Origin of the sequence: Streptomyces sp. NPDC008001, assembly GCF_042958085.1 — a bacterium.
Lineage (GTDB): Bacteria > Actinomycetota > Actinomycetes > Streptomycetales > Streptomycetaceae > Streptomyces.
Window position 1 is genome coordinate 506,662 of record NZ_JBIBIZ010000008.1, and the last position, 23,143, is coordinate 529,804.

Consider the following 23,143-nt stretch of genomic DNA (forward strand, 5'->3'; position numbering starts at 1 on the left):
GGAGCGCCCACATGACCGCACGTTTCACCGGCAGGACCGTCCTCGTCACCGGGGGCGGCACGGGAATCGGACAGGCCGTCGCCCTCGCTTTCGCCCGGGAGGGCGCGCGCGTCGTCGTCGCGGGACGCAGGGAGGAGCCCCTGAAGGAGACGGTCGCCCACGTGGAGGCGGAGGGCGGCGAGGCCTTCGCCGTCACCGCGGACGTGACCCGGTCCGAGGACGTGCGCGCCCTCGTGGAGCGGACCGTCGCCCGCTTCGGCAGCCTCGACGTCGCCGTCAACAACGTGGGCCTGGCCGTACCGCCGGCCAAGGTCGCGGACGTGCCCGAGGAGGACTGGGACCGGATCGTCGAGACCAACCTCAAGGGCGTCTGGCTGTCCATGAAGTACGAGATCGGGCACATGCGCGCCCACGGCGGCGGCGCCATCGTGAACATCGCGTCCAACGTCGGCGCCCACCGCAGGAAGCCCGGCTTCGGCGCCTACACGGCCACGAAGGCGGCCGTCTCCGCCCTGACGCGCAACGCCGCCCTGGACCACATCGGCGAAGGGGTGCGGATCAACGCCGTCAGCCCCGGGCCCGTCGAGACCCCGATGTCCTCGCGCCCCGGCGAGTCCTCGCTCGACAAGGCCGAGCGGATGCGCCGCGAGGTGCCGGCCGGCCGGGCGGGCACCCCGGACGAGATCGCGGCCGCCGTGCTGCACCTCGCCTCGGACGAGGCCGGCTACACCGTCGGTGCCGACCTCGTCCTCGACGGCGGCGTCACGGCCTGACGGCCGCCGCCTCCTGCGCCTCCTGCGTCTCCTGCGCCGTCCCGGCCCGCTCCGCGGCGGGGGCCTGCGTCTGTGCCTCTGCCGCGGGGCGGCGGGCGGTCAGCCACACGTAGACGAGGATGCCCGCGAAGAGGAACAGCACCCCCTGGTAGACGGCCGCGTAACCGGCGCCCGCCACCAGCCAGAAGGAGAAGGCGAAGGCGCCCAGCGCCAGCACCAGGTCACGCGTGAACCGGCCGGTGCGCACCTTGTCGCGCTGCCCCGTCAGCAGGAAGTACACCTGCGCGGCGGCGGCCAGCAGGTAGGGGACCGTCGCGGAGAACGTCGTGATGAGGACCAGGATCTCGAAGACCCCGCCCGCACCCGACGTGTAGTTGACGACGGTCAGGCCCGTGGCGAGGACCGTGGCGGCGAGCACGCCGAACGTCGGCACGCCGCGCTTCTTCTTCCCGAACGCGGCCGGGAACAGGCCGTCCTTCGCGGCGGCGTACGGGGCCTGGGCGCTCATCAGCGTCCAGCCGTTGAGGGCGCCCACGATGGAGATCACGGCGCAGGCGGCGATCAGCATGCCGCCCCAGTGGCCGCCGAACATCACGTCGACCGCGTCCGAGAACGGGGCCGTGGACTTGACCAGCTTGTCGTGCTGGACGGTGCCGAAGACCGACACGGTGCCCAGCAGGTAGACCAGCGCCGCACCGACGGTGCCCAGGACGCTCGCGCGCCCCACGTTGCGCTCCGGGTCGCGCACCTCGCCCGCGCTCATCGCCGCGGACTCCACGCCCACGTACGAGTAGAGCAGGATCGCCGCCGACGCCGTCAGCCCGCCGGTCCAGTCGCCGTCGGCCGTCGTGAACGAGCCGAGGTTGGCCGGGTCGAAGAAGAACAGGCCGATCACCGCGACGAACAGCAGCGGGACGAACTTCATCACCGTGGAGATCATCTGGACGGCGCCCACCCAGCGCGTACCGGCCAGGTTCGCGAGCGCCGGCAGCCACAGCATGGCCAGCGCCATGGCCAGGTCCCCGGCCATGGAACCGCCGCCGGTCATCACGTGCAGATAGCCGACGCCGGCCACCGCGAGGGCCGCGTTGCTCACCCACGTCATGGTCCAGAACGACCAGGCGGACAGGAAGCCGGCGAAGTCGCCGAACGCCTCGCGCGCGTAGACGTACGGGCCGCCGGTGCGCGGATGCCGCTCGGCGAGCCGTCCGAAGACGAGCGCCAGGGCGATGGCGCCGACGGTGAGGACGCCGAACGCCAGCAGGCTGACCGTGCCGAAGGGGGCCACGGACGCGGGCAGCAGGAAGATGCCGCCGCCGATGATGTTGCCCATGACCAGGGCAACGGCGGTCGGGAGGCCGAAACGGCGGGAGTGCGTGCCGTCGGTGTCGTGCATGAGGGGGTGTGCCTCTCGGTCCAGCGGGCAGGTTCGCCAGGATGTGCGACACGACATGGTGACCGGAGCAGAGCAGTCCGCAAAATCCTTTGTTTTTGTCCCGCCGCTCCCGCCCGGCAGCCGCAAATGGTGCTGCGATCAGGCCCCCCGGCCGTGATTCGTCCAGCCGCCCTCCCCGGGCCCCGCCCGCCCCCGGCCGGACGGCCGCCACCCGTGGGAGCCCGCGGGCATCCGCCGTCACCCGCCCGCCCGTGTCGCCCCGCCCCGCACCCCGTGATCTGCCAAGGTGGACGGGGGCGGCGGCGTCCGGCCCCGGGCCGGACAGGTGCTGCCGCCCGGTGCGGACGGCGCGGCGGTCGGAGGTACGGACGGATGCAGGCCAGCTTTCCCGCGCTCCCGCCCGGCACCATGCCCGAGCGCGGACTGCCCGTACTGCCGGAGCTCGCCGAGTGCCTCGCGCGAGCCGCCCGGGACAGCACGCCCGAACCGGTCGGCGGCGGGCCCGCCCTGCGCGCCGCCGCCTGCGGCTACTGGGCCCGGCGCGGCCTGCCCACGGCCCCCGAGCACGTCCTCGCGGCGCCCGGCGCCCAGCCCCTGCTGCTCGCGGTCCTCGCGGGCGCCGGCGGCGACGTCCTGCTCACCCGCCCCTGCGCCGCCTGGTACCCGCCGCTCGCCCGGCTCGCCGGGCGCCCCACCTACCACGTGCCGGTGCCCGCCGAGTGCGGCGGCGTGCCCGACCCCTTCGCCCTCCTGGAGACCGTGCGCCGGATCCGCGCCGAGGGCGGCAGGCCGCGCGTCCTCGTCCTGTCGCCGGCCGACGACCCCACCGGCTCGGTCACCCCGCCGGAGCTGCTCCACGAGGTGTGCGAGGCGGCCGCCGCCGAGGAGCTGACGATCGTCAGCGACGAGACCTGGCGCGACATGCGCCACGACCCCGGCGGCACGGTCTTCTTCGGCCCGGCCGAGATGTGGCCCGACCACGTCGTCGTCCTCACCGACCTGGCCGGCGGCCTCCTCCCCACGGCCTGGCCCGCCGCGGTGGCCCGCTTCCCCGCCGGGGGGCGCGGCCCCGTCCTGCGCGCCCGCGTCACCTCGGCGCTCGCCGCCGTACGGGCCGAGCCGGCCCCGCCGGTCGCCGCGGCCGCCGCGTACGCCCTGGACGAGCCGGAGCCCGTCCGCGCCCGCGCCGCCGCCGCGGTACGGCTCTACGGGGCGCTCGCCCGCGCCGCCCACGAGCGCCTCACCGCGGCCGGCGTGCTGAGCCGGCCCCCGCAGGCCGGCCCCTACCTCTACGCCGACCTCGGCGAGCTCCGCGCCGCGCTCGCCGCCCGCTCCATCACCGACTCCGTCGAACTGGAGGCACACCTCAGCGCCGCGCTCGGCCGCCCCGTGCCGGGCGGCCACCGCTTCGGCGACGCGCCCGACGCCCTGCGGGTCCGGATCTCCACGCCGCCGCTCCTCGGCCCCGCCGACGAGGAGCGGCAGCGGGCCCTGGACTCCCCGGACCCGCTCGCCGTGCCGGGCGTCAGCGACGCACTGACCGGTTTCGGATCGGCCTTCGTCCGGCTCGCGGGCGGCTGACCTACCGTCGATCTGTCATGCGCCGTCGCTCGCCGTCCGCCCTCCGTCGCCCGTCGTCCGCCGCCGTCTGCCGCTCGCGTCCGCCGCTCCCGTCCCTCCCTGTCCGCCCTCCGCCCTCCGTCCGTCCTCCGTCGCCCTCCTCCGTTGCCCTCCTCCGCCGTCCGTCCTTGCCGTTCGCGACCGCTCGATCCCGTATCGCCCCACTCCGCTTCCGCACTGCCCGCCACCGTTCGATCCGTTCGATTCCGTCACCCGTCGACACGCCGTCCGCCGCTGCCGCCGCCGTCCGGACGCCGCCACGAACCGCGCCACCGATCAGCCGCCCGGCCGAGCCGCCGGAGCCCGGTCGCTGCGGTGCCCGGCGTCCGGCCGGGCACCGCGCCGCACCGCCCCGGTTCCCCCGCGATTGGAGCCCCCTCGATGACCGAACAGACCGAGCGCCCCCTCGCCCAGCCGCGCCCCCTCGCCGCGCCGCGCCCGCTCGGTGAGACCCGCATCTGGCCCAGATCGTTCGCCGACCGCCTCACCGCGCCCCTGCCGGGCGTCCGCGCCCTCGCCCGGCTGGCCCGCGAGGGACGGCTGCGCCCGCGGGCCGAGGCGCTCCGCGACGTCGCCGCGCTGCCGGTCGACCCCGGCCCGCTGCCGGCCGTCGACGCCACCGCGACCGCGGTCACCTGGGCGGGCCACGCCAGCTGGATCCTGCGCATCGGCGGTCTCACGGTCCTCACCGACCCCGTCTGGTCGCGCAGGATCCTCGGCACCCCGCCCCGGCTCACCCCGGTCGGCGTCCGCTGGGAGGATCTCCCGCCGGTCGACGCGGTCGTCATCAGCCACAACCACTACGACCACCTCGACGCGCCCACCCTCAAACGGCTGCCGCGCGACACCCCGCTGCTCCTGCCGGCCGGCCTGGCCCGCTGGGCCCGCCGGCGCCGCTTCACGCGCGTCACCGAGCTCGACTGGTGGGAGGCGGTCGAGCTGCCCGGCCCGGCCGGCCCCGTCCGCTGCGACTTCGTCCCCGCCCACCACTGGAGCAAGCGCACCCTCACCGACACCTGCCGGTCGCTGTGGGGCGGCTGGGTGCTCACCGCGCCGGGCGGGCAGCGCGTGTACTTCGCGGGCGACACCGGCTACGGGCACTGGTTCGAGCGCATCGGCCGGCGCTTCGGCGGCATCGACCTCGCCCTGCTGCCGATCGGCGCCTACGACCCGCGCTGGATGCTGGGCACCGTCCACACGGACCCGGAGGAGGCCGTCGCCGCGTGCCAGGACCTGGGCGCCCGGGCGATGGCGCCCATGCACTGGTCGACCTTCATCCTCTCGGCCGAGCCCCCGCTGGAGCCGCTGCACCGCGTCCGCGCCGCCTGGGAGGCCACGGGCCGGCCGCGCGAGGACCTGTGGGACCTGCCGGTGGGCGGCTCGCGGGTCCTCCCGGCCCGCGTTCCCACGGACCGTACGGAGGACGGGCCGCAGCAGCTGACGGGGCAGAGCGGTTGAGGAGCAGCGGCGGTGGCCGCGCGCGGCTCCGGGCTACGGGCGCGCGTCGAGGACGTGCACGCAGACCGGGATCCCGTACTCCGGATGGGTCGTCTCCCGCTCGCGCCGCATCCCCAGCTTGCGCATGACGGCCGCCGGGGCGTCGTTGCCGGCGTGGTGCACGCTGACGACCCGGGCCAGCCCGCGGTCGCGGAACGCGAAGTCCAGGACGGCGCGGCCGGCCTCGGTGGCGAGGCCGTCCCCCCAGAAGGGGCGGCCGAGCCGCCAGCCGAGCTCCACGGCCGGGAGGATCTCGGGCAGGTAGGAGGGCACGGACAGGCCCGCGAAACCGGCCAGCCGGCGCGAGTGGCGGACCTCCACGGCGAACAGGCCCACCCCGCGCTCGTCCCACTCCCGCTCCCAGGAGGCGATCGCCGCCGAGGTCCCCTCCCGGTCCTGCACGGAGCCGTCCCCGGTCCAGCGCATCACCTCCGGGTCGGCGTTGACGGCGGCCATCGGCTCGAGGTCGTCCGCGCGCCAGCGGCGCAGGGTGAGGCGGGGCGTCAGCCGCGTGAGTGGGGAGGCCATGCCGGCATCCTGCCCACCGCCCGGCCGATTACCCGACCGCGCGTACCCGTGTACCCGCGTACAGCCCCGCGTACTGCCCGCTACGGCCTTGCGTACCGCCCCGCCGCGGCCTTACGCCCCCTCAGACCCGGCGCCCCAGCTGTGCCAGCAGTCTGGTCTGCGCGTCGGCGCCGGGCGGCGGCTCCACCGGTTCGGCGAACAGGCCCGTCCCCGCGAGGCTGTCGATGTACGGCTCCACCTCGCGCCGCGCCAGTTCCACCAGCGGCTTCGGCAGTTGCTCCGGCGCGCCGATCGCCCGGGAGAGGTCCCACGCGTGCACGATCGCGTCCGCCGCCATCTGCGAGCAGTACGCGCGGGCGGACGACGGCCCGGAGGACAGCTCCACCGTCCGGTCGAGCGCCCCGGGCGCGCCGAACGCCTCGCGCGCGGCGGCCTCCGCGGCGTCCCAGACGGCCACCGGGTCGTCACCCAGCTGGTCGCCGTCCAGGGAGTCGCCGACGTCGTCGATGGACGAGCCGTCCAGCAGCGGCGGCACCCACAGCTGCTCGACCGCCAGATGGTTGACGAGGTCGCGCACGGACCACTCGGTGCAGGGCGTCGGCTCGTCCCACTGGCCGGGGCGGACGGCGTGCACGCGCTCGGTGAACAGCGCGAGCGCTTCCTTGTGCCGGGTGAGCAGCGTCGCATCGGTCATGGGCCCATTGTCGGCGCGGTGCGGCCGGGCGGCGACTTCCCGGCGTCGTCCGCCGCCGACGGGGTACAGGAGTGCCATGCGGAAGAAAGTGAGCTCCTGGGACCGGGCGGCCTTCCTGGCGGTCGCCGCGCACCACTGGCCGGGCGGCGACCGCGTCCTGCCCCGCCTGTCGCGCAGCGCGAACCACGGGCTGCTGTGGTTCGGCCTGGCCGCGGGTGCCGCGCTGGCGGGCGGGCGGCCCGCCCGGCGCGCCGCCGTGCGCGGTGCCGTGTCCCTGGCCGTCGCCTCGGCGGCCGTGAACACCGTCGGCAAGCGCTCGGTGCGGCGGCTGCGGCCGGTGCTGGACACGGTGCCGGCCGTGCGGCACCTGGCCCGGCAGCCCGTCACGACGTCGTTCCCCTCGGGCCACTCGGCGTCGGCGGTCGCCTTCGCGACGGGCGTGGCCCTGGAGAACCGCGCGTGGGGGCTGGCCCTCGCACCGGTGGCGGCCGCGGTGTGCTTCTCGCGCGTCTACACGGGTGTCCACTATCCGGGTGACGTGCTCGCGGGCGCGGCGCTGGGCGCGGGCGCCGCCTTCGCCGTGCGCGGCATCGCCCCCACCCGCTCCCAGCTCGCGCCCCCGGCCCGGCCCCGGGCCGACGCCCCGGCGCTGCCGGAGGGCGAGGGTCTGGTGGTGGTCGTCAACCCGGGTTCCGGCCAGCGGGCCGGGGTGCGCCCCGACCCCGCGCAGGGGGTGGCCACGGTGCTGCCCCGCGCGGAGGTCGTCCCGTACGAGCGGGACGGCGGGGAGAGCCTCGGGAAGACGCTGGAGTCGGCGGCCCTCCGGGCCCGGGAACTGGGCGGCGCCCTGGGCGTCTTCGGCGGCGACGGCACCGTCAACGCGGCGGCCGTCGCGGCCCGGCGCCACGGGCTGCCGCTGGCGGTGCTGCCGGGCGGCACGTACAACCACTTCGCCTACGACCTGGGCATCGAGTCCCTGGCGGACGCCTGCCGGGCCGTGGAGACGGGCGAGGCGGTGGCGGTCGACATGGTGCAGATGCGTACGCGCGAGGGCGTGGAGCTGGGCTGGTTCCTCAACACCTTCAGCATCGGCGCCTACCCGGAACTGGTCCGCGTGCGCGAGCGCTGGGCCCCGCGCGTCGGCGCCTGGCCCGCCGGGGTGCTGGCGGCGGTGCACGTGCTGCGCACGGCGCGCCCGGTCCGCCTGGGGGTGAACGGCAAGCGCCGCCGCCTGTGGATGCTGTTCGCGGGCAACTGCACCTACCACGGCGTGGGCCTCGCCCCCGTGCGCCGCCACGACCTGGCGGACGGCGTCCTCGACGTCCGCACCGTCTCGGGCGGCCCGCTGGCCCGCACCCGGCTGCTCGCGGCCGCCCTCGTCGGCGACCTGAAGCACTCCCCGGTCCTGCGGGCGGCCCCCTTGCGGAGCCTGCGGATCAGCGGGATCGGGCCGGGCACCCACCTGGCGTACGACGGAGAGATCGGCCCGGCCCCCGAGGAGCTGACGCTGCGGAAGGAGAACGAGGCCCTGGTCGTGTACCGCGCCTTGTCCGGTACTTGAGACGCGCTTCTCGGAAGCCGAGACGTCGGCATACGGTTCCGGCATGCCTGCTGCTGACGAAACCACCGTGTACACCCATGGCCACCACGAGTCGGTCCTGCGCTCGCACACCTGGCGCACGGCCGCCAACTCCGCCGCCTACCTGCTGCCGCACCTCGGCCCCCGCCACGAGGTCCTCGACGTGGGCTGCGGGCCCGGCACCATCACCGCGGACCTGGCCGAGCTGGTCCCGCAGGGCCGGGTCACCGGCCTGGACGCCGCCGGGGAGGTCCTCGGCAAGGCCCGCGCCACCGCCCGCGAAAGGGGCCTGCACAACGTCGACTTCACGGTCGGCGACGTCCGGGCCCTGGATTTCCCGGACGGTTCCTTCGACGTCGTCCACGCCCACCAGGTGCTCCAGCACGTGGGCGATCCCGTGGGCGCCCTGCGCGAGATGCGCCGGGTCTGCCGCCCCGGCGGGATCGTCGCCGTCCGCGACGCGGACTACGCCGCCATGACCTGGTACCCGCGCCTCCCCGGCCTCGACGAGTGGCAGGAGCTCTACCAGCGGGTCGCCCGCGCGGGCGGCGGCGAACCCGACGCCGGCCGCCGCCTCCTGTCCTGGGCCCGGCAGGCCGGCTTCACCCGGACCACCGCCACCGCGAGCGCGTGGTGCTACGCGAGCGAGGAGGAACGTTCCTGGTGGAGCGGCCTGTGGGCGGACCGCACCGTCGCCTCCGCCTACGCGCGGCTCGCGCTGGACGGCGGCCACGCGGACCGCGCCGCACTCGACCGGATCGCCGCCGCCTGGCGCGCGTGGGGACGGCACGAGGACGCCTGGTTCGCCGTCCTGAACGGAGAACTCCTGTGCCGCGCGTGAACCGCCCCGCGTGAACCGCCCCGCATCGTCCGGCGGCTCCAACTAGCCTTGTCCCCATGAACATTCTGGGGACCTCGCTGCGGGTGTGCGTCGATGATCTCGACCACGCGATCGATGTCTACGAACGTCTGACCGGCGCCGAAGCGCTGCGCTTCCAGCGCGGCGGTGTCGCGGTGGCCGCGGTGGGATGCTTCTTCCTCATGAGCGGCCCGGAGAAGGAACTCTCCGTCCTGCGGAAGATCACCGCCACCATCGCGGTCACGGACGTCGACGACGCGCTCGCCGACCTGGAAGCGGTGGGCGCCCACATCATCGCGGGCCCGGTCCCCACCCCCATCGGCCGCAACGTGGTGGCCCGCCACCCGGACGGCTCGGTCTTCGAATACGTCGACCGCAAACAGCCCTGAGGCGGCGGTCCCTTACCTCACGGGTAATCGCCCTTCCGTGCCGCGCCCGGCATCGTGAGGGGCGAAGCGCCACCCGGGCCGGCGCACTCCGGCCCGGGGGCGTGGACGCCACTCGTGATGCCTACTCAGGGAGCCCGCCATGTCGCAGTACGAGACCGCCGTCGCCCGTTACTTCGAGGCCTGGAACGCCACCGGTACCACGGAGGAGCTGGCCAAGGCCGTCGCCGCCGCGTGGGCCGAGGACGGGTCCTACACCGACCCGCTCGCCGACGTCCGCGGGCACGAGGGCATCGCCGCGGTCATAGCGGCGGCGCACGAGCAGTTCCCCGGGTTCGAGTTCCGGCGGGCGGGGGAGGCCGAGGGGCACCACGACGTCGCCCGTTTCCGGTGGGAGCTGGTGTCCCTCGCCGACGGGTCCGCGCCCGTGGCCGGATCCGATGTGATCACCCTGGACGGGGACGGCCGGATCCGGACCGTGACCGGGTTCCTCGACCGCGTGCCTACGGCATGAGGGTGGTCAGCAGGCGGGCCGTTTCCCGGTCGGCGGGGAGGAACGTCTCCACCGCCAGTTCCGAGACCGTCACGTCCATCGGGGTGTTGAACGTCGCGATGGCCGAGACGAAGGACAGGGTGCGGCCCGCGTGGTCGATGACCAGGGGGAGGGCGAAGGGGACCTCGTCCTCGTCCTCCTTCCGGGCCGGTTCCCCGCCGGCGGCTTCCGGGAGCGGGTACGCGCTCACCTCGTCGTAGAGGGCGCGCAGCGGGGCGGACCGCATCAGGGCCAGCTGCCGTTCCATCTGGTGCAGCAGGTGACCGCGCCATTCGCGGTAGTTGCGGATGCGCGGCGCCAGGCCCCCCGGGTGCATCGTGAGGCGCATGGCGTTCAGCGGGGGGACGAGCAGGGACGGGGAGACGCCTTCCAGGAGCATCGTGATGCCCCGGTTGGCCGCCAGCACCTCGTACGTGCCGTCGACGACGAGCGCGGGGAACGGCTCGTAGGACGTCAGCAGCCGTTCCAGGCCCTCGCGCAGCCCGCCCAGCGCCGGGCCGTTCAGGGGCCGTTCCGGGAAGGCGGGTGCGTAACCCCCCGCGACGAGCAGGGTGTTGCGCTCCCGGACGGGCACGTCGAGGCGGTCCGCGAGGCGCAGGACCATGTCCCGGCTCGGCCGGGAGCGGCCGGTCTCGATGAAGCTGATGTGCCGGGCGGAGGAGTCGGCGCGCAGCGCGAGCTCCAGCTGGCTGATCCGGCGCCGCTCCCGCCACTGCCTCAGCAGCGGGCCCACCCCGGGGGCGTCCACGACAGTCGTCATGATCCGACCGTAACGTGCCGCCCCCGGCGCGCTCACCCCAGGTCGAAGGCGTTGGGCAGCCCCAGCCCGTAGCGGACCGCGTCCTCGGCCCTCGGGAGTTCCAGCTCCGGGGCCCGGTAGAGCGGGGTGATCGCGCACCGCGCGGCCCGCGAACCCGTCCGGTCCAGCAGGGCGTTGACAGCGGCCCGTGCCGCGGCGTTGGCGCCCTCCATGGTGGCGAGGTCGATGTCGGTGGCCACGTAGTCCCCGCACAGGAAGAGGTTGGGTATCGCGGTGCGCGCCGTGGGGCGGTCGTACCAGGTGCCGGTGGGGTGGATGAGGAGCTGCTCGTCGTTGACGGGTCGGGGGCCGCCGGTCTCGACGGCCGGGTCCAGGAACCAGGAGTGGATCTTCGCGTCGCTCAGCACCGTGCGCCCGGTGTCGTTGAGACCGGCCTTCATCTGCGCCCACACCTCGCGGGCGACCTCCTCGCGCGTGCACTGCTTGGCGGTCTTCCCGTAGAGGATGCCGGGCTTGTCCCACTCGGAGACGTCCACGGACAGGCAGTCCGCCGCCACGCCGTCCCCGTAGTCGGCGCGGAAGTCGCGCCCGGACCAGTACTGCGCCTGCCCCACGCAGGTGATGGCCCAGGGGGAGTCGATGTGGTTGACGTGCCCGTGGATGACGGGCGTCGGCTCCGTCAGATAGAACTGGATGCCCGTCATCCAGTCCGTCTGCAGCCTGTCGCACCGCGCCAGCTGCGGATCGGCGGCCCGCACCCGGGCGTTCCAGGTCGTACGGGCGTGCTCGACCGGCATGGCGGAGACGAAGTGGTCGGCGGTCACGGTGCGTTGCGCGCCCGACGGGTCCTGCAGCACCGCCCCGGTGATCCGTCCGCCGTCGATCCGCAGGTCCCGTACGGCCGGGCCGATCTCGAAGGTGACGCCCAGGGAGCGGAGGTACGCGACCCACGGGTCGATCCACGCCTCGTTGGTGGGCGCGTTGAGCACCCGGTCCGGCTCGCCGTCCGCGCCCCGCCCCAGGGCGTTGAAGAGGAACGCCTCGATGCACGTCGACACGGTCTTGGTGCTGGCCACCTCGGCCTTGGTGGCCACGATGTTGCGGGTGATGCCGATGGCCAGCAGCCGCTGGTAGTTCGGCGACATCTTCGCGGCGCGGATGAACTCCCACCACGGCACCTTCTCCCAGGCCCCCGTCCGGCGCTCGTCGCAGCTGGTGAGCCAGACGAGCAGCCGGCCGGCGAAGTAGGCGGCCTCGGCGGCGGGGATGTTGCCGAAGGCGTCGAGGAAACCCGTCAGCGCGCGGAGCAGGGCGTCCGGGGTGAGCAGCGGCGGCGGCTTGCCGACCGTGCGGAACGGCAGCCGGATGTCCTCGTGGCCGGTCCGGGCCAGCATCACCTCCGTCGACGCCACGAGGTTGCCGTGGCAGCCGTCCGCGTTGCCCGGGAAGGGTATGCGGCGCATCGTGTCCGGCAGGTTCCGGTAGAAGCCCGGGAAGAAGCGGAAGCCGTGCTCGCCGGGGAGCGCCTTGCGGCCGCCCCGGGCGCTGCCGGGCACGTCCATGCTGCGGGCCTTGCCGCCGGGCGCCTTCTTCTCGTACACCGTCACCCGGAAGCCGCGTTCGGCGAGCTCGTGCGCGGCGGTGAGGCCCGCGACGCCGCCCCCGAGGACGGCGACGCTCTGCGCACCGGCCCCGCGGGCACGGCCGGCCCTGGCGGGTCTGGCGCGGGGGGCCGCCACCGCGGCCGGTCCGCCGAGGACCGCCGAGCCCGCCGTGGCGGCGACGGCCGCGGCCCCTCCGATGAAACCCCTGCGCGTGCTGCCCGTACCGTCCATGCCCGCCCCCTGGCGTCGATGACGTGTACACGTCCGGCGCTGGAGTGTAGGAGCGTCACCTACGACCCGGTAGCACTTCTCCGGCACGCACGGCCCCGTACCGCACATTGGCGCGAAAACGCCCCGCCCCGTGGGACGCTTGAGTCACCGGCACCCGGCGCGGGCACCAACCACGAAGACTCACGAAGGGACAGTCATGGCCGTCGAACCGCTCTCCCAGAAGGACATCGAGGAGCGCCTCAAGGAGCTGCCCGGCTGGACCACGGACGGCGTGAACATCAGCCGCACCTACCGCTTCGACGGGCACTTCCAGGCCGCCGCGCTGGTCGTCCACATCGCCCAGATCCAGGAGGAGCTGGGCCACCACGCGGAGACGACCCTGGGCTACAACACGGTCTCCCTGAGCGTGAACACGCACAGCGTGGGCGGCAAGGTCACCGGCCTGGACCTCGAACTGGCCCGCCGCGTCGAAGCCGTCGCACCCGGCCACGGGGCGCACTGACCCTGCGCAACCCGGGGGCAGCCCTGCTCCCAGGAGCCCTGCAGGGCGCCATGCTGCCGGGGCAGCGCTCAGATGCGTCCGCGCGCCCGCCCGAACCGCTCCAGCGCCTCCTCCAGCCCGACCACCGGCCCGGGGTAGCCGCGGCGCTCCGGATCCGGCAGCAGCCACGGCCGGTGGACGGCCCGGCCCGGCACCCCCGCCAGCTCCGGGACCCAGCGGCGCACGTAGGCGCCGTCCGGGTCGAAGCGGTCGGCCTGGGCCAGGGGGTTGAGGACCCGGTGGGGGCGGGTGTCGGCGCCGGTGCCCGCCACCCACTGCCAGTTGAGCTGGTTGTCGGCCACGTCGCCGTCCACGAGCAGGTCCAGGAAGTGCCGGGCCCCGGCCCGCCAGTCGAGGTAGAGGGTCTTCGCCAGGAAGCTCGCGGTGATCAGCCGGGCCCGGTTGTGCATCCAGCCCTCGTGCGCGAGCTGCCGCATCGCCGCGTCGACCACCGGGTAGCCGGTCCGCCCCTCCCGCCAGGCGGCGAGTTCCCCGGGGGCCTCGCGCCAGCGGTCGTGCCGGGTGCGGTAGTCGTGCCGGGCCGCGTCCGGCCGGGCGGCCAGCATCTGGTGGTGGAAGTCCCGCCACGCCAGCTGCCGCACGAACGCCGCGGCCCCCGCACAGCCCCCGCCGGCCCGCTCCCGGGCCCGGGTGGCCAGCTCCACCGGCGACAGGCAGCCGAAGTGGAGGTACGGGGACAGCCGCGACGTCGCGTCCCCCGCCAGGTCGTCGTGGCGCTCGGCGTAGCGCGCCAGCCCGCCGCGCCGCCAGGCCGCGAGGCGGCGGCGCCCCTCGCCCTCGCCGCCCGGCGGCAGCGCGGGCGAGGCCGTGCCCCGGGCCAGGGACGAGGCCGCGGGCAGGGGCTCCGTGCGCACCTCGGGCAGCAGGACCGCGCGCGGCGCCGGCAGGACCGGCCGCAGGTGCTCGGCCGACCAGCGGCGGAAGTACGGGGTGAACACCGCGAAGTGGTCCTTGCCGGCGGGCAGGACCGCACCGGGCGGCACGGCCGTGACGACCGCGTCGTGCACCCGCAGCCGCCGGCCGTCCGCCGCCAGCGCGCTCCGGAGCCGCTCCTCGCGGCGCAGCGCGTACCCGCTCACCCCGGCGGCGACGTGCACCTCGCCGGCGCCGGTCTCGGCCGCCACCCGGCAGGTCTCCGCCACCACGTCGCCCCTGCGGACGACGAGGTGCCCGCCCCGGGCCCGCAGCCCTTCGTCGAGCGCGGCGAGGCAGCCGGCCAGGAACGCGGCGCGGTTGGGCACGGCGAAGCCGGCCGCCGCGATCCCGGTGTCCACGACGAACAGCGGTACGGTGCGCGGTGCGCTCCGCAGAGCGGCGGTGAGCACGGGGTTGTCGTGCAGCCGCAGGTCGGAGGTGAAGAGGGCGACGGACACGCCGGTGTGCGTCCCCCGGGGCTCCGGGTCGTTCGGTACGGCCATGCGGTGATTGTCCGCCCGGCGTCCGCCCGGGGCCGGGCGGCAGGGCCGTCACGACCAGGGGATGTTGACCCAGGGGCTCGCGGGGTCACCGGTGAGGACGCGGTGGGCGAGGAGGGCGGTGGCGTCGGGGCCGGGGCCGGGGCCGGGGCCGGGGTGAGGGCCGGGAGCGGCGGCCGGGGCGCCGGGGCCGGCCGCCCGCAGGGCCTGCCCCAGCAGGAAGCCCGCGGAGAAGGCGGACCACGACCCGTACGTCCTGCGGGCGGCCGCACCGGCCGCCAGGACGACCCGTTCCGCGTCGGCCGGTCCGCACAGCCGCGCGGCGAGCCCGAGCCGGGCGACGGCCACCGCGTGCGCGAGGTCGTGGGCGGCCGCCGAGGCGACGCGCTCCCCGGGCTGCAGCACCGCCTCGCCTCGCAGCCGCTCCTCGGCGCCGGCGATACGGGTGACGGCGGCGTCCATGGCCCGTATCTCGGCCTCCGGGGCGGCACGGTGCACGAGGACGTGGGTGACGGCTCCGCGCCACTCGTCGGTCCTGGGGCCCGGGCCCGGGGTGTCCTTGCCCCCTGGCGCGGTTCCGGAGTGCTCGGCGAGGCCTTCGCGGGCCCGCAGTGCGAACTCCGCCTCACGCCCCGCGCCCGCCCCCGCGAGCAGCCGCTCCGTCAGATGCCACCAGCCCGCGGGGTCGATGACGCCCCACGCGTCGCGCAGGACGGCACGGTCCTCGTCGTAGTCGCGGTAAACGCTCCCGAGGTCGTTCCACGGCACGTCGTCGCGTACGGACAGAGGCGCGCCGCAGGCCAGACCGTGCGCGAGCGGGCCGTGCAGGGGGCCGGTGCCCAGGGACTGCAGCCGGCCGGGCGCGGGCGGCGGCGTCTCGGCGTAGACCTCCAGCCAGGCCGCGCGGTCCAGCGGCGTCGCCGGGACGACGGCCGCGGCCGGCTGCCCCGGGTTCACCGCGAGGTGCCACTTGTCGTGCGGCCACTCCAGGGCCAGGTCGTCCAGCCTGGTGCGCTGGAAGACCCAGTCGGGCTGCCAGGGAGGCAGCGCGCCGCGCGTCAGCACGGGCAGGCAGCGCTTCCCCGAGACCGGGTCGCGGTACGGGGAGAGCGGCGCGGGCGGCACCAGGCCGTCGGCCTCGGCCCTGGGCACCGCCACGTACAGCTCGGCCGCCGCGAGGGCGCCGATCTGCCCGTCCCAGTCCCCGTACGCCGTGGCCGCCTGCAACTGCTGTTCGACGGGGGTCGGCGGGATCCAGGGCACGGGGAACATGTGCGCGACTCTATAGAGGCCGGGCGGCAGGGGCTGCGCCCAGGGGTTCAGTTGACGTCGAACTCGTCCGGGTCCGGGCCCAGCCGCGTGCCGCTGTCGAGCGCGGCGATCGCCGCCATGTCCTCCTCGTCGAGGGTGAACCCGAAGACGTCGATGTTCTCGTGGATGCGCGACGGCGTGACGGACTTGGGGATGGCCACGTTGCCGAGCTGCAGGTGCCAGCGCAGCACGATCTGCGCCGGGGTGCGGCCGTGCTTCTCCGCGATCCCCGCGATGACGGGGGCGTTCAGCAGCTCCTTGCCCTGGCCGAGCGGCGACCACGCCTCGGTGGTGATGCCGTGGCGCTCGTGGAAGGCGCGCAGGCCGGACTGGGCCAGGAACGGGTGGAGCTCGATCTGGTTGACGGCGGGGACGACGGACGTCTCGGCCAGCAGCCGCTCCAGGTGGGCGGGCTGGAAGTTGGAGACGCCGATCGACCGGGCGCGGCCGCTCTCCGCGATCTCCTCGAACGTGCGGTAGATGGCGAGGTAGTCGTCACGCATGGCGCGCGGCCAGTGGATGAGGTACAGGTCCACGTAGTCGAGGCCGAGCCGCTCCAGGGAGGCGTCGAACTCGCGCAGGACGGCGTCGGGCGTCCAGGCCTGCGAGGCGCTGTTCCACAGCTTCGTCGTCACGAAGAGCTCGTCGCGGGCGATGCCCGAGCCCGTCAGGGCCTTGCCCGTGCCGGTCTCGTTCTGGTAGACGGCCGCGGTGTCGATGCTGCGGTACCCGGCGGCCAGGGCCGTCTCGACGGCGGCCGTCGCCTCGGCGTCGGGGATCTGGAAGACGCCGAAGCCGAGCTGCGGCATCTCGACGCCGTTGTTGAGCGTGATGGAAGGAATGGAGGCAGCCTTGCTCACGAGTGCTCGGTCCTTACGGTCGGAGACGTGATTCGTACTCCCAGCGTCAACGATCACACGGATCACAGCATTCCCGTAATGCCCCTGATGTCTCCGGTGCCTCCGAGTCTTCCCGGAGCTCAGAGGCCTCCGGCTCCTCCGAGGCCCCTGAGACCTCCGGTGCCTCCGGCTCCACCGAGTCCTCCGGTTCCGCCGAGGCTTCCGGTGGCTCCGCGGGGCCGTCCGCCGTACAGCGCGTCCACCTCGCGCGCGTACGCCGCCTCGATCGCCTTCCGCCGGAGCTTCAGCGACGGCGTCAGCAGGCCGTCCTGCTCCGTGAACCGGGACTTCAGGATCCGGAACGTGCGGATGGACTCGGCCTGCGAGACGAGGGTGTTCGCGGCCACGACGGCCCGCCGGATCTCGGCCTCCAGGTCGGCGTCGCGCACCAGGTCCGTGTCGTACAGCAGCCCCGCCCCGGCGCCGGCCTCCGGCGCCGGTCTCCCGTGCATGTGCAGCCAGTGCGCGACCGCCTCCTCGTCCAGCGTGACCAGGGCGGCCACGTAGGGGCGGTCATTGCCGACGACGACGCACTGGGCGACGAGCGGGTGCGCCCGTACGCGCTCCTCCAGGAGCACCGGCGACAGGCTCTTGCCGCCGGACGTCACCAGGATCTCCTTCTTCCGCCCGGTGATGGTCAGATAGCCGTCCTCGTCCAGCCGCCCCAGGTCCCCGGTCGCGAACCAGCCCTCCTGCAGCACCGCGCCCGTGGCCTTCGCGTCGCCCAGGTAGCCCGCGAAGACCTGGGCGCCGCGCAGCCAGACCTCGCCGTCGCCGGCGATCCGTACGGTCGTGCCGGGGACGGGCTGCCCGACCGAGCCGAAGCGGGGCCGCTCCGGCGGGTTGGCCGTCGCCGCCCCCGCGGTCTCCGTCAGCCCGTAGCCCTCCAGGACGGTGACGCCGGCGCCCGCGAAGAACAGCCCCAGCCGCCGGTCCATCGCCGAGCCGCCCGACATCGCGTGCCGCACCCGGCCGCCGAGGGCCTCCCGCACCTTGGCGTAGACGAGCCGGTCGAAGACCTGGTGCTGGAGCCGGAGCGCGGCGCCGGGCCCCGTGCCCGCGCCGAACGCGCGCCGCTCCGCGGCCTCCGCGTACCGCACCGCCACGTCCACGGCCCGCTCGAACGGGCCCGCCCGGCCCTCGGCCTCGGCCGTGCGCCGCGCCAGCGCGAAGATCTTCTCCAGGACGTACGGGACCGCGAGGACGAACGTCGGCCGGAACGCCCGCAGGTCCGGCAGCAGCGCGGAACTCGTCAGCTGCGGCTGGTGCCCGAGCTTCACCCGCCCGCGCACCGCCGCGACCTGCACCATCCGCCCGAACACGTGGGCCAGCGGCAGGAACAGCAGCGTCGCCGCCTCGTCGCCGGGACGGGAGCGGAACACGTGTTCGTAGCGCCGGACGACGTTGTCGGCCTCCGCCATGAAGTTGGCGTGGGTGAGCACGCAGCCCTTGGGGCGGCCGGTGGTGCCCGAGGTGTAGACGACGGTGGCCGGCGTCGAGGGGGTGAGGGCCATCCGGTGGCGATGCACCAGGTCGTCGCCGATGCCCGCCCCGGCCGCGGCCAGTTCCTCCACGGCGCCGGCGTCCAGCTGCCACAGCCGGGCCAGCCCCGGCAGCCGGCCGACGACCGAGCCGACCGTCATCGCGTGGTCCTCGTGCTCGACGACGCAGGCCGTCACGCCCGCGTCGCGCAGGATCCAGCAGACCTGGTCGGGTGACGCCGTCGGGTACAGGGGGACGGGCTGCGCGCCGATCGACCACAGGGCGAAGTCGAAGAGGGTCCACTCGTAGCGCGTACGGGACATGACGGCGACCCGGTCGCCGAACCGCACGCCTTCCGCGAGCAGCCCCTTGGCCAGCGCCAGCACCTCGTCCCGGAACGCGGCCGCCGTCACGTCCCACCAGCGGCCGTCCGGCCCCTTCCGGCCGAACGCCGTCTGCCCGGGGTCCTCGGCGGCACGGTCGAAGACGGCGTCCGCCAGGCCCCCGGCGGGCGGCGCCGTCACCAGCGGCGGAACGGTGAACTCGCGCAACGGCAGCTCCTTGTCATGCTCCGCACACCGCGAACCCCCTACCCGGCCCCCCACCCCCTCAACCACCCCGAAAGAGTGACCCGTTGGCGACCGCCCCGAGCCGGGCGACGGCCCGCCCGCCGGTTGCGCCGGGAAGCCCGGCATGCCGGAGGGCTTCCCTCTGCGCCCGCTGGTTCCTTCCGCCGCGACGGCGAATAGCCACAGCGCCGCGGCCCGGCGGCGCCAAGCGGCCCCGTACGTAGGCGGGCTTCCCACCACGCTCGCGGTTGCGCCAGGCAGATCCCTTCCGCCGCAACGGCAATCGGCCACAACGCCGCAGCCCGGCGGTGCCAGCCGCCCCGCGTGCCGCCGGGCTTCCCGCCGCGTCGAGCGGAACCCTTCCGCCGCGACGGCGAACAGCCACAACCCCCGCAGCCCGGCGGTGTCAAGCCGCCAGCCGCTCCGTACCCGAGGCAATGTCCCGAAGCCAGGCCGCAGGCCCTACGTCTGGAGGCGGTCGCCTGCGGTCAGGACCGCTCGGGTCAGGGCCTCGGCCGCGCCCCGTGCCGCGCTTCCCGGGGCCGCCCCGTGCAGGAGGACCACGTCGACTCCGCCCAGCTCCGGCAGGGCCGGGCCGGGAGGGAGGCGGACCAGGCCCGGCGGGATCATGCCGAGGGTGTGGGCCATGACGCCCAGCCCCGCCCGGGCCGCCGCCACCAGACCGCTCAGGCTGCCGCTCGTGCAGGCCACGCGCCAGGGCCGGCCGCTGCGTTCCAGAACCTCCAGGGCGCGCGCCCGCGTCACCGCCGGGGGCGGGAAGACGACCAGGGGAAGCGGCCGGTGCGGGTCCAGGCGGAGCCGTTCGCTGCCGATCCACACCAGCCGGTCCCGCCACACGAGCCGCCCGTGGGGCTCGCCCGGGTGCCGCTTGGCGAGGACGAGGTCCAGCCGCCCGGCGGCCAGCCGCTCCTGGAGCGTCTCCGACAGGTCGACGGTCAGTTCGAGGTCCACCTCGGGATGCTCGCGCCGGAAGCCTTCCAGGACCTCGGGCAGCCGGGTCAGGACGAAGTCCTCCGACGCCCCGAACCGCAGCCGCCCCCGCACCCGGGTCCCCGCGAACCAGTCGGCGGCCCGCTCGTTCGCCTCCAGGATCGTGCGGGCGAAGCCCAGCATCGCCTCGCCGTCCTCGGTCAGCCGCACGCTGTGCGTGTCGCGGACGAACAGCTGCCGCCCGGCAGCGGCCTCCAGCCGGCGGACCTGCTGGCTCACCGTCGACTGCCGCACGCCCAGCCGCCCGGCGGCCCGGGTGAAGCTCAGCGTCTGCGCGACGGCCAGGAACGTACGGAGCTGCACGGGATCGAACACGCAACCAGCCTAGCCTTGGCTATCGCATTCCGTGATGACAGTCAGAGCAGTAAACGGGGTTCCGCATAGCCGCACCGCCCGGCAGGCTGGGCCCCATGCCGCGCCCCCGCCCCCGCACCCTCACCCGCCTCCGTCTCCCCGTCGACCCCTACATCGCCGCCCTCCTCGGCACCGTCGCCCTCGCCGCCCTCCTGCCGGCGCGCGGCCCCGCGGCCACCGCCATGGGCGGTGCCTCCACCGGCGCCGTGGCGCTCCTGTTCTTCCTCTACGGCGCCCGCCTCTCCACCCGCGAGGCGCTGGACGGCCTGCGCCACTGGCGGCTGCACCTGACGGTCCTCGGCTGCACGTTCGTGCTCTTCCCCCTTCTCGGCCTCGCCGCCCGTGGCCTCGTGCCCGTCCTCCTGACCCCGCAGCTCCACTCCGGGCTGCTGTTCCTCTGCCTGGTGCCCTCGACGATCCAGTCCTCGATCGCCTTCACCTCCATCGCCCGCGGCAACGTGGCGGCGGCGGTGTGCGCGGGCTCGTTCTCGAGCATCGCCGGCATCGCCCTCACTCCCCTCCTCGCCGCCCTCCTGCTCGGCAACAGCGGCGGCGGTTTCTCGGCCCGCTCGCTGCTGTCGATCGTGCTGCAGCTCCTGGTGCCGTTCCTGGCGGGCCAGTTGCTGCGCCGCCGTGTGGGCGGCTTCCTCACCCGGCACAAGAAGGTCCTCGGCTACGTGGACCGCGGCTCGATCCTCCTGGTCGTCTACACGGCCTTCAGCGCGGGCATGGTCCGCGGCATATGGCACGAGGTCACCCCGCTGCGGCTGCTGGCCCTCGTGGGGGTCGAAGCCGTCCTGCTGGGCCTGATGCTCACGGTCACCACGTACGGCTCCCGGTGGCTCGGCTTCGGCCGGGAGGACCGGCTGGCCATCGTCTTCTGCGGCTCGAAGAAGAGCCTGGCGGCCGGTCTGCCCATGGCGGGCGTCCTCTTCGGGGCCCAGGCGAGCCTGGCCGTGCTGCCGCTGATGCTGTTCCACCAGATGCAGCTGATGGTGGGGGCGTTCCTGGCGAAGCGCTACGGGCGGCTGCCGGCCCCGGCGGCCGCCGTACCGTCGCTCACCCGTACCTGACGGGACCTGACGGGCTCAGCGCACGCGGTCCAACGGCAGCCACAGCACCAGATCGCGCTCACGGGAGGGATCCGGGCCGCCGGACCGTCCCGGCCGCGCGAGCTCGCCGTCCGTCAGCGCCCGCCCGTACACGCGTACGTCGTCCAGCTCCCCGGCCAGCCACGCCCGGCCGTCCGGACGCTGCCCCAGGTGCACCCCGAACGTCGAGTTCCGGCTCACCGACCCCGGCACGTCGGCAACCGACCACGTGGTCCCGTCCACGCTGAGGACGATCCGCCCGCCACCGCGCCGCAGCACGGCCCGGTGCCACAGCCCGTCCCCGTACGCCGGCGAGGCGGCCGACCGGACGATCGCCGTCCGGGCCGGCCCCGCCCCGGCGACCGCCGTCACCTGCCCCGTGACCCGCCCGCCGGGCGCCAGCCGCAGCACCACCTGGGGCGCACCGCCCATCCCGCCCATCCATAGCAGCGGCTGCTCGCCCCGTCCCCCGCCAGGCACCGACCGGAACCACAGCACCACCGTGAAGTCCCGCGTCCCCAGCGGAAGGGAGGCCCGGTAGGGCAGCCGCACGGCGTCGTCCACCCCGTCGAAGGCGAGGCCCCCGCCTGAGCGGCCCCGGACCGGGCGCGGGCCTCCCAGGACGTACGCGGGCCGCGCGCCCGGCGCCCCGTCCGGCGTCGTGGGGGAGGGGCCGGGGCGCGGGCCCAGCCAGTCCTCGGTGAAGCGGGCGAACCGGATCTCGTCCCGCGCGTTGCTCCGCCCCGCCTCGTACAGCAGCCCGGCCGCACCCGTCTCGCCGTCCACCACGGCCATGTCCGAGTAACCGGCCCAGTCGGCGGTGACGAGCCTGCCGTGCTCCGTGCCCTCCCACGTGCGCCCCTCGTCATAGGAGGAGCGGATCGTCATCGAGCGCCGGCGGTCGGGGTCGGCGGGCGACGCGAAGATCCAGCGCCCGGGGCGCAGAACGGCCACGGACCCCTGCACCATGGGCGTGTACAGGTCCGGGACCGCCCGGAACGGCCCGGCGAATTCCGCACCCCCGTCGGTGCCGACGGCGAAGTCGCGGTTGCCCAGCTCCGTACCGTCCTGCTCGCGCCCGCCCGCGTACACCGAGCCGTCGGCCCGCTCGGCGAGCGTCAGCTCGGACGGCTTCTGCGCGTACGTGCCGTCCGGGGCGGTCACCTGGGTGTCCACCGCCCCGAGCCGCCAGTGCGCGCCCCCGTCGTCGCTGAGGGCGAGCGCGGCGTGGTTGGCGCGGACGCGGGTGCCGTCGTGGCTCTCGGCGTTGAGGCCGGCGACGAGGCGGCCGCGGTGCGGACCGCGGGCCAGCTGGATGCCATGACCCGGCCCGGTGGCGTACCAGGAGTTCCAGCCGGGCGGGCGCAGCTCCCGCGTCAGGTCCTCCGGCTCCGACCAGTGGGCGCCGTCGTCGTCGCTGTGCTGCACGTGGGGCGTGCGGTCGCACGGCACGTCGCAGTTGCCCGCGTCCGGGCGGCCCTTGTTGTACGTGGTGAGGAGCGTGATCCGGCCGGTGCGCCGGTCCACGACGGGGGCGGGGTTGCCGTGGGTGTCGCCGCGCCCCTCGTCGACCACCTCCAGCGGGCTCCACGTGCGGCCGCCGTCGGCGGAGCGCTTGACGACCACGTCGATGTCGGTGGCGTCACCGCAGTTGCCCTTGCGGCCCTCGGCGAAGGCGAGGACGGTGCCGCGGACGGTGGTGACCAGCGCCGGGATGCGGAAGCACGCGTACGCGTCGGTGCCGGGCGCTTCCCGCCCCGCCTTGAAGAGGACCTGCTCCTCGAAGCCGGCGGCCGTGGCACGGGCCGGCTGCGCCGCGAGCCGCGGCAGGGGGAGGAGGGAGCAGGCCAGGAGGGCGAGAGTGGCCAAGGTAGCCGGGATGGCGTTGGCCAACGCATTTCTGACGGGGCTTCGGGGGGCGGCGGGACCAGTGCGGACGTACGGCGGCGCCATGCGGCCGAACGTAGGC

At 75.2% G+C, this 23,143-nt stretch carries 20 protein-coding genes; 9 read left to right on the plus strand and 11 right to left on the minus strand.

The annotated features are described in order from the left end of the window. Positions 1-11: 11 nt before the first annotated feature. The gene (locus ACFZCD_RS23600) at positions 12-773 is read left to right on the plus strand and encodes an SDR family NAD(P)-dependent oxidoreductase (protein ID WP_391833903.1); all 762 of its coding nucleotides are present in this window, start codon (positions 12-14) and stop codon (positions 771-773) included. Here the strand turns inward: ACFZCD_RS23600 and ACFZCD_RS23605 are convergent. Beyond that, a complete protein-coding gene (locus tag ACFZCD_RS23605) occupies positions 763-2,169 on the minus strand; it encodes an amino acid permease (protein WP_391833905.1) in 1,407 nt (468 codons plus the stop codon). The genes ACFZCD_RS23600 and ACFZCD_RS23605 overlap by 11 nt on opposite strands. Positions 2,170-2,541: 372 nt before the next feature. Between ACFZCD_RS23605 and ACFZCD_RS23610 the strand changes: the two genes are divergently transcribed. Both ACFZCD_RS23610 and ACFZCD_RS23615 read left to right on the plus strand, forming a co-directional pair. Next, positions 2,542-3,750 carry a pyridoxal phosphate-dependent aminotransferase gene (locus ACFZCD_RS23610; protein ID WP_391833907.1) on the plus strand — a complete coding sequence of 403 codons (1,209 nt, stop codon included), beginning with the start codon at positions 2,542-2,544 and terminating at the stop codon, positions 3,748-3,750. A gap of 420 nt (positions 3,751-4,170) precedes the next feature. Beyond that, a complete protein-coding gene (locus ACFZCD_RS23615; protein ID WP_391833909.1) occupies positions 4,171-5,247 on the plus strand; it encodes an MBL fold metallo-hydrolase in 1,077 nt (358 codons plus the stop codon). A 33-nt stretch (positions 5,248-5,280) separates the two neighbouring features. On the opposite strand, the gene ACFZCD_RS23620 is transcribed toward ACFZCD_RS23615, so the two are convergent. Further along, positions 5,281-5,814 carry a GNAT family N-acetyltransferase gene (locus ACFZCD_RS23620; protein WP_391833911.1) on the minus strand — a complete coding sequence of 178 codons (534 nt, stop codon included), beginning with the start codon at positions 5,812-5,814 and terminating at the stop codon, positions 5,281-5,283. 121 nt (positions 5,815-5,935) lie between these two features. Further along, a complete protein-coding gene (locus tag ACFZCD_RS23625; RefSeq protein WP_391833913.1) occupies positions 5,936-6,508 on the minus strand; it encodes a TIGR03086 family metal-binding protein in 573 nt (190 codons plus the stop codon). 76 nt (positions 6,509-6,584) lie between these two features. Between ACFZCD_RS23625 and ACFZCD_RS23630 the strand changes: the two genes are divergently transcribed. The 4 genes from ACFZCD_RS23630 (at position 6,585) to ACFZCD_RS23645 (ending at position 9,846) form a co-directional block, all read left to right on the plus strand. Further along, entirely contained in the window at positions 6,585-8,069 is a 1,485-nt protein-coding gene (locus tag ACFZCD_RS23630) for a bifunctional phosphatase PAP2/diacylglycerol kinase family protein (protein ID WP_391833914.1), read from the plus strand. Positions 8,070-8,112: 43 nt separating this feature from the next. Next, entirely contained in the window at positions 8,113-8,928 is an 816-nt protein-coding gene (locus ACFZCD_RS23635; RefSeq protein WP_391833916.1) for a class I SAM-dependent methyltransferase, read from the plus strand. A gap of 56 nt (positions 8,929-8,984) precedes the next feature. Then, on the plus strand, positions 8,985-9,335 hold the full coding sequence (locus ACFZCD_RS23640) for a VOC family protein (protein WP_391833918.1): 351 nt from the start codon (positions 8,985-8,987) through the stop codon (positions 9,333-9,335). A 139-nt stretch (positions 9,336-9,474) separates the two neighbouring features. Then, positions 9,475-9,846, plus strand: a complete 372-nt coding sequence (locus tag ACFZCD_RS23645) for a nuclear transport factor 2 family protein (protein WP_391833920.1) — start codon at positions 9,475-9,477, stop codon at positions 9,844-9,846. Here the strand turns inward: ACFZCD_RS23645 and ACFZCD_RS23650 are convergent. Beyond that, positions 9,836-10,645, minus strand: a complete 810-nt coding sequence (locus tag ACFZCD_RS23650) for a helix-turn-helix domain-containing protein (RefSeq protein WP_391833922.1) — start codon at positions 10,643-10,645, stop codon at positions 9,836-9,838. The genes ACFZCD_RS23645 and ACFZCD_RS23650 overlap by 11 nt on opposite strands. A gap of 32 nt (positions 10,646-10,677) precedes the next feature. Continuing rightward, positions 10,678-12,480, minus strand: a complete 1,803-nt coding sequence (locus ACFZCD_RS23655) for an FAD-dependent oxidoreductase (protein ID WP_391833924.1) — start codon at positions 12,478-12,480, stop codon at positions 10,678-10,680. Between the two features lie 196 nt (positions 12,481-12,676). On the opposite strand from ACFZCD_RS23655, the gene ACFZCD_RS23660 reads away from it, so the two are divergent. Continuing rightward, a complete protein-coding gene (locus ACFZCD_RS23660; RefSeq protein ID WP_391833926.1) occupies positions 12,677-12,982 on the plus strand; it encodes a 4a-hydroxytetrahydrobiopterin dehydratase in 306 nt (101 codons plus the stop codon). A 68-nt stretch (positions 12,983-13,050) separates the two neighbouring features. Here ACFZCD_RS23660 and ACFZCD_RS23665 read toward each other — a convergent pair whose 3' ends face one another. The 5 genes from ACFZCD_RS23665 to ACFZCD_RS23685 form a co-directional block, all read right to left on the minus strand. Continuing rightward, positions 13,051-14,460 carry a cryptochrome/photolyase family protein gene (locus ACFZCD_RS23665; protein ID WP_391833928.1) on the minus strand — a complete coding sequence of 470 codons (1,410 nt, stop codon included), beginning with the start codon at positions 14,458-14,460 and terminating at the stop codon, positions 13,051-13,053. 48 nt (positions 14,461-14,508) lie between these two features. Then, the gene (locus tag ACFZCD_RS23670; protein WP_391833930.1) at positions 14,509-15,729 is read right to left on the minus strand and encodes a DUF1266 domain-containing protein; all 1,221 of its coding nucleotides are present in this window, start codon (positions 15,727-15,729) and stop codon (positions 14,509-14,511) included. Between the two features lie 47 nt (positions 15,730-15,776). Then, on the minus strand, positions 15,777-16,577 hold the full coding sequence (locus tag ACFZCD_RS23675) for an aldo/keto reductase (protein ID WP_391834032.1): 801 nt from the start codon (positions 16,575-16,577) through the stop codon (positions 15,777-15,779). A gap of 170 nt (positions 16,578-16,747) precedes the next feature. Then, positions 16,748-18,700, minus strand: a complete 1,953-nt coding sequence (locus tag ACFZCD_RS23680) for an AMP-dependent synthetase/ligase (RefSeq protein WP_391833932.1) — start codon at positions 18,698-18,700, stop codon at positions 16,748-16,750. Positions 18,701-19,180: 480 nt separating this feature from the next. Next, complete coding sequence (locus ACFZCD_RS23685; RefSeq protein WP_391833934.1) at positions 19,181-20,044, minus strand: LysR family transcriptional regulator; 864 nt, start codon at positions 20,042-20,044, stop codon at positions 19,181-19,183. A 95-nt stretch (positions 20,045-20,139) separates the two neighbouring features. Here ACFZCD_RS23685 and ACFZCD_RS23690 point away from each other — a divergent pair, with 95 nt between their 5' ends. Then, positions 20,140-21,156, plus strand: coding sequence for a bile acid:sodium symporter family protein (locus tag ACFZCD_RS23690; RefSeq protein ID WP_391833936.1), 1,017 nt, complete (start codon positions 20,140-20,142; stop codon positions 21,154-21,156). A 15-nt stretch (positions 21,157-21,171) separates the two neighbouring features. On the opposite strand, the gene ACFZCD_RS23695 is transcribed toward ACFZCD_RS23690, so the two are convergent. Beyond that, positions 21,172-23,127 (minus strand): exo-alpha-sialidase, encoded by a 1,956-nt coding sequence (locus ACFZCD_RS23695; protein WP_391833938.1) that lies wholly within the window; start codon positions 23,125-23,127, stop codon positions 21,172-21,174. Positions 23,128-23,143: the final 16 nt, after the last annotated feature.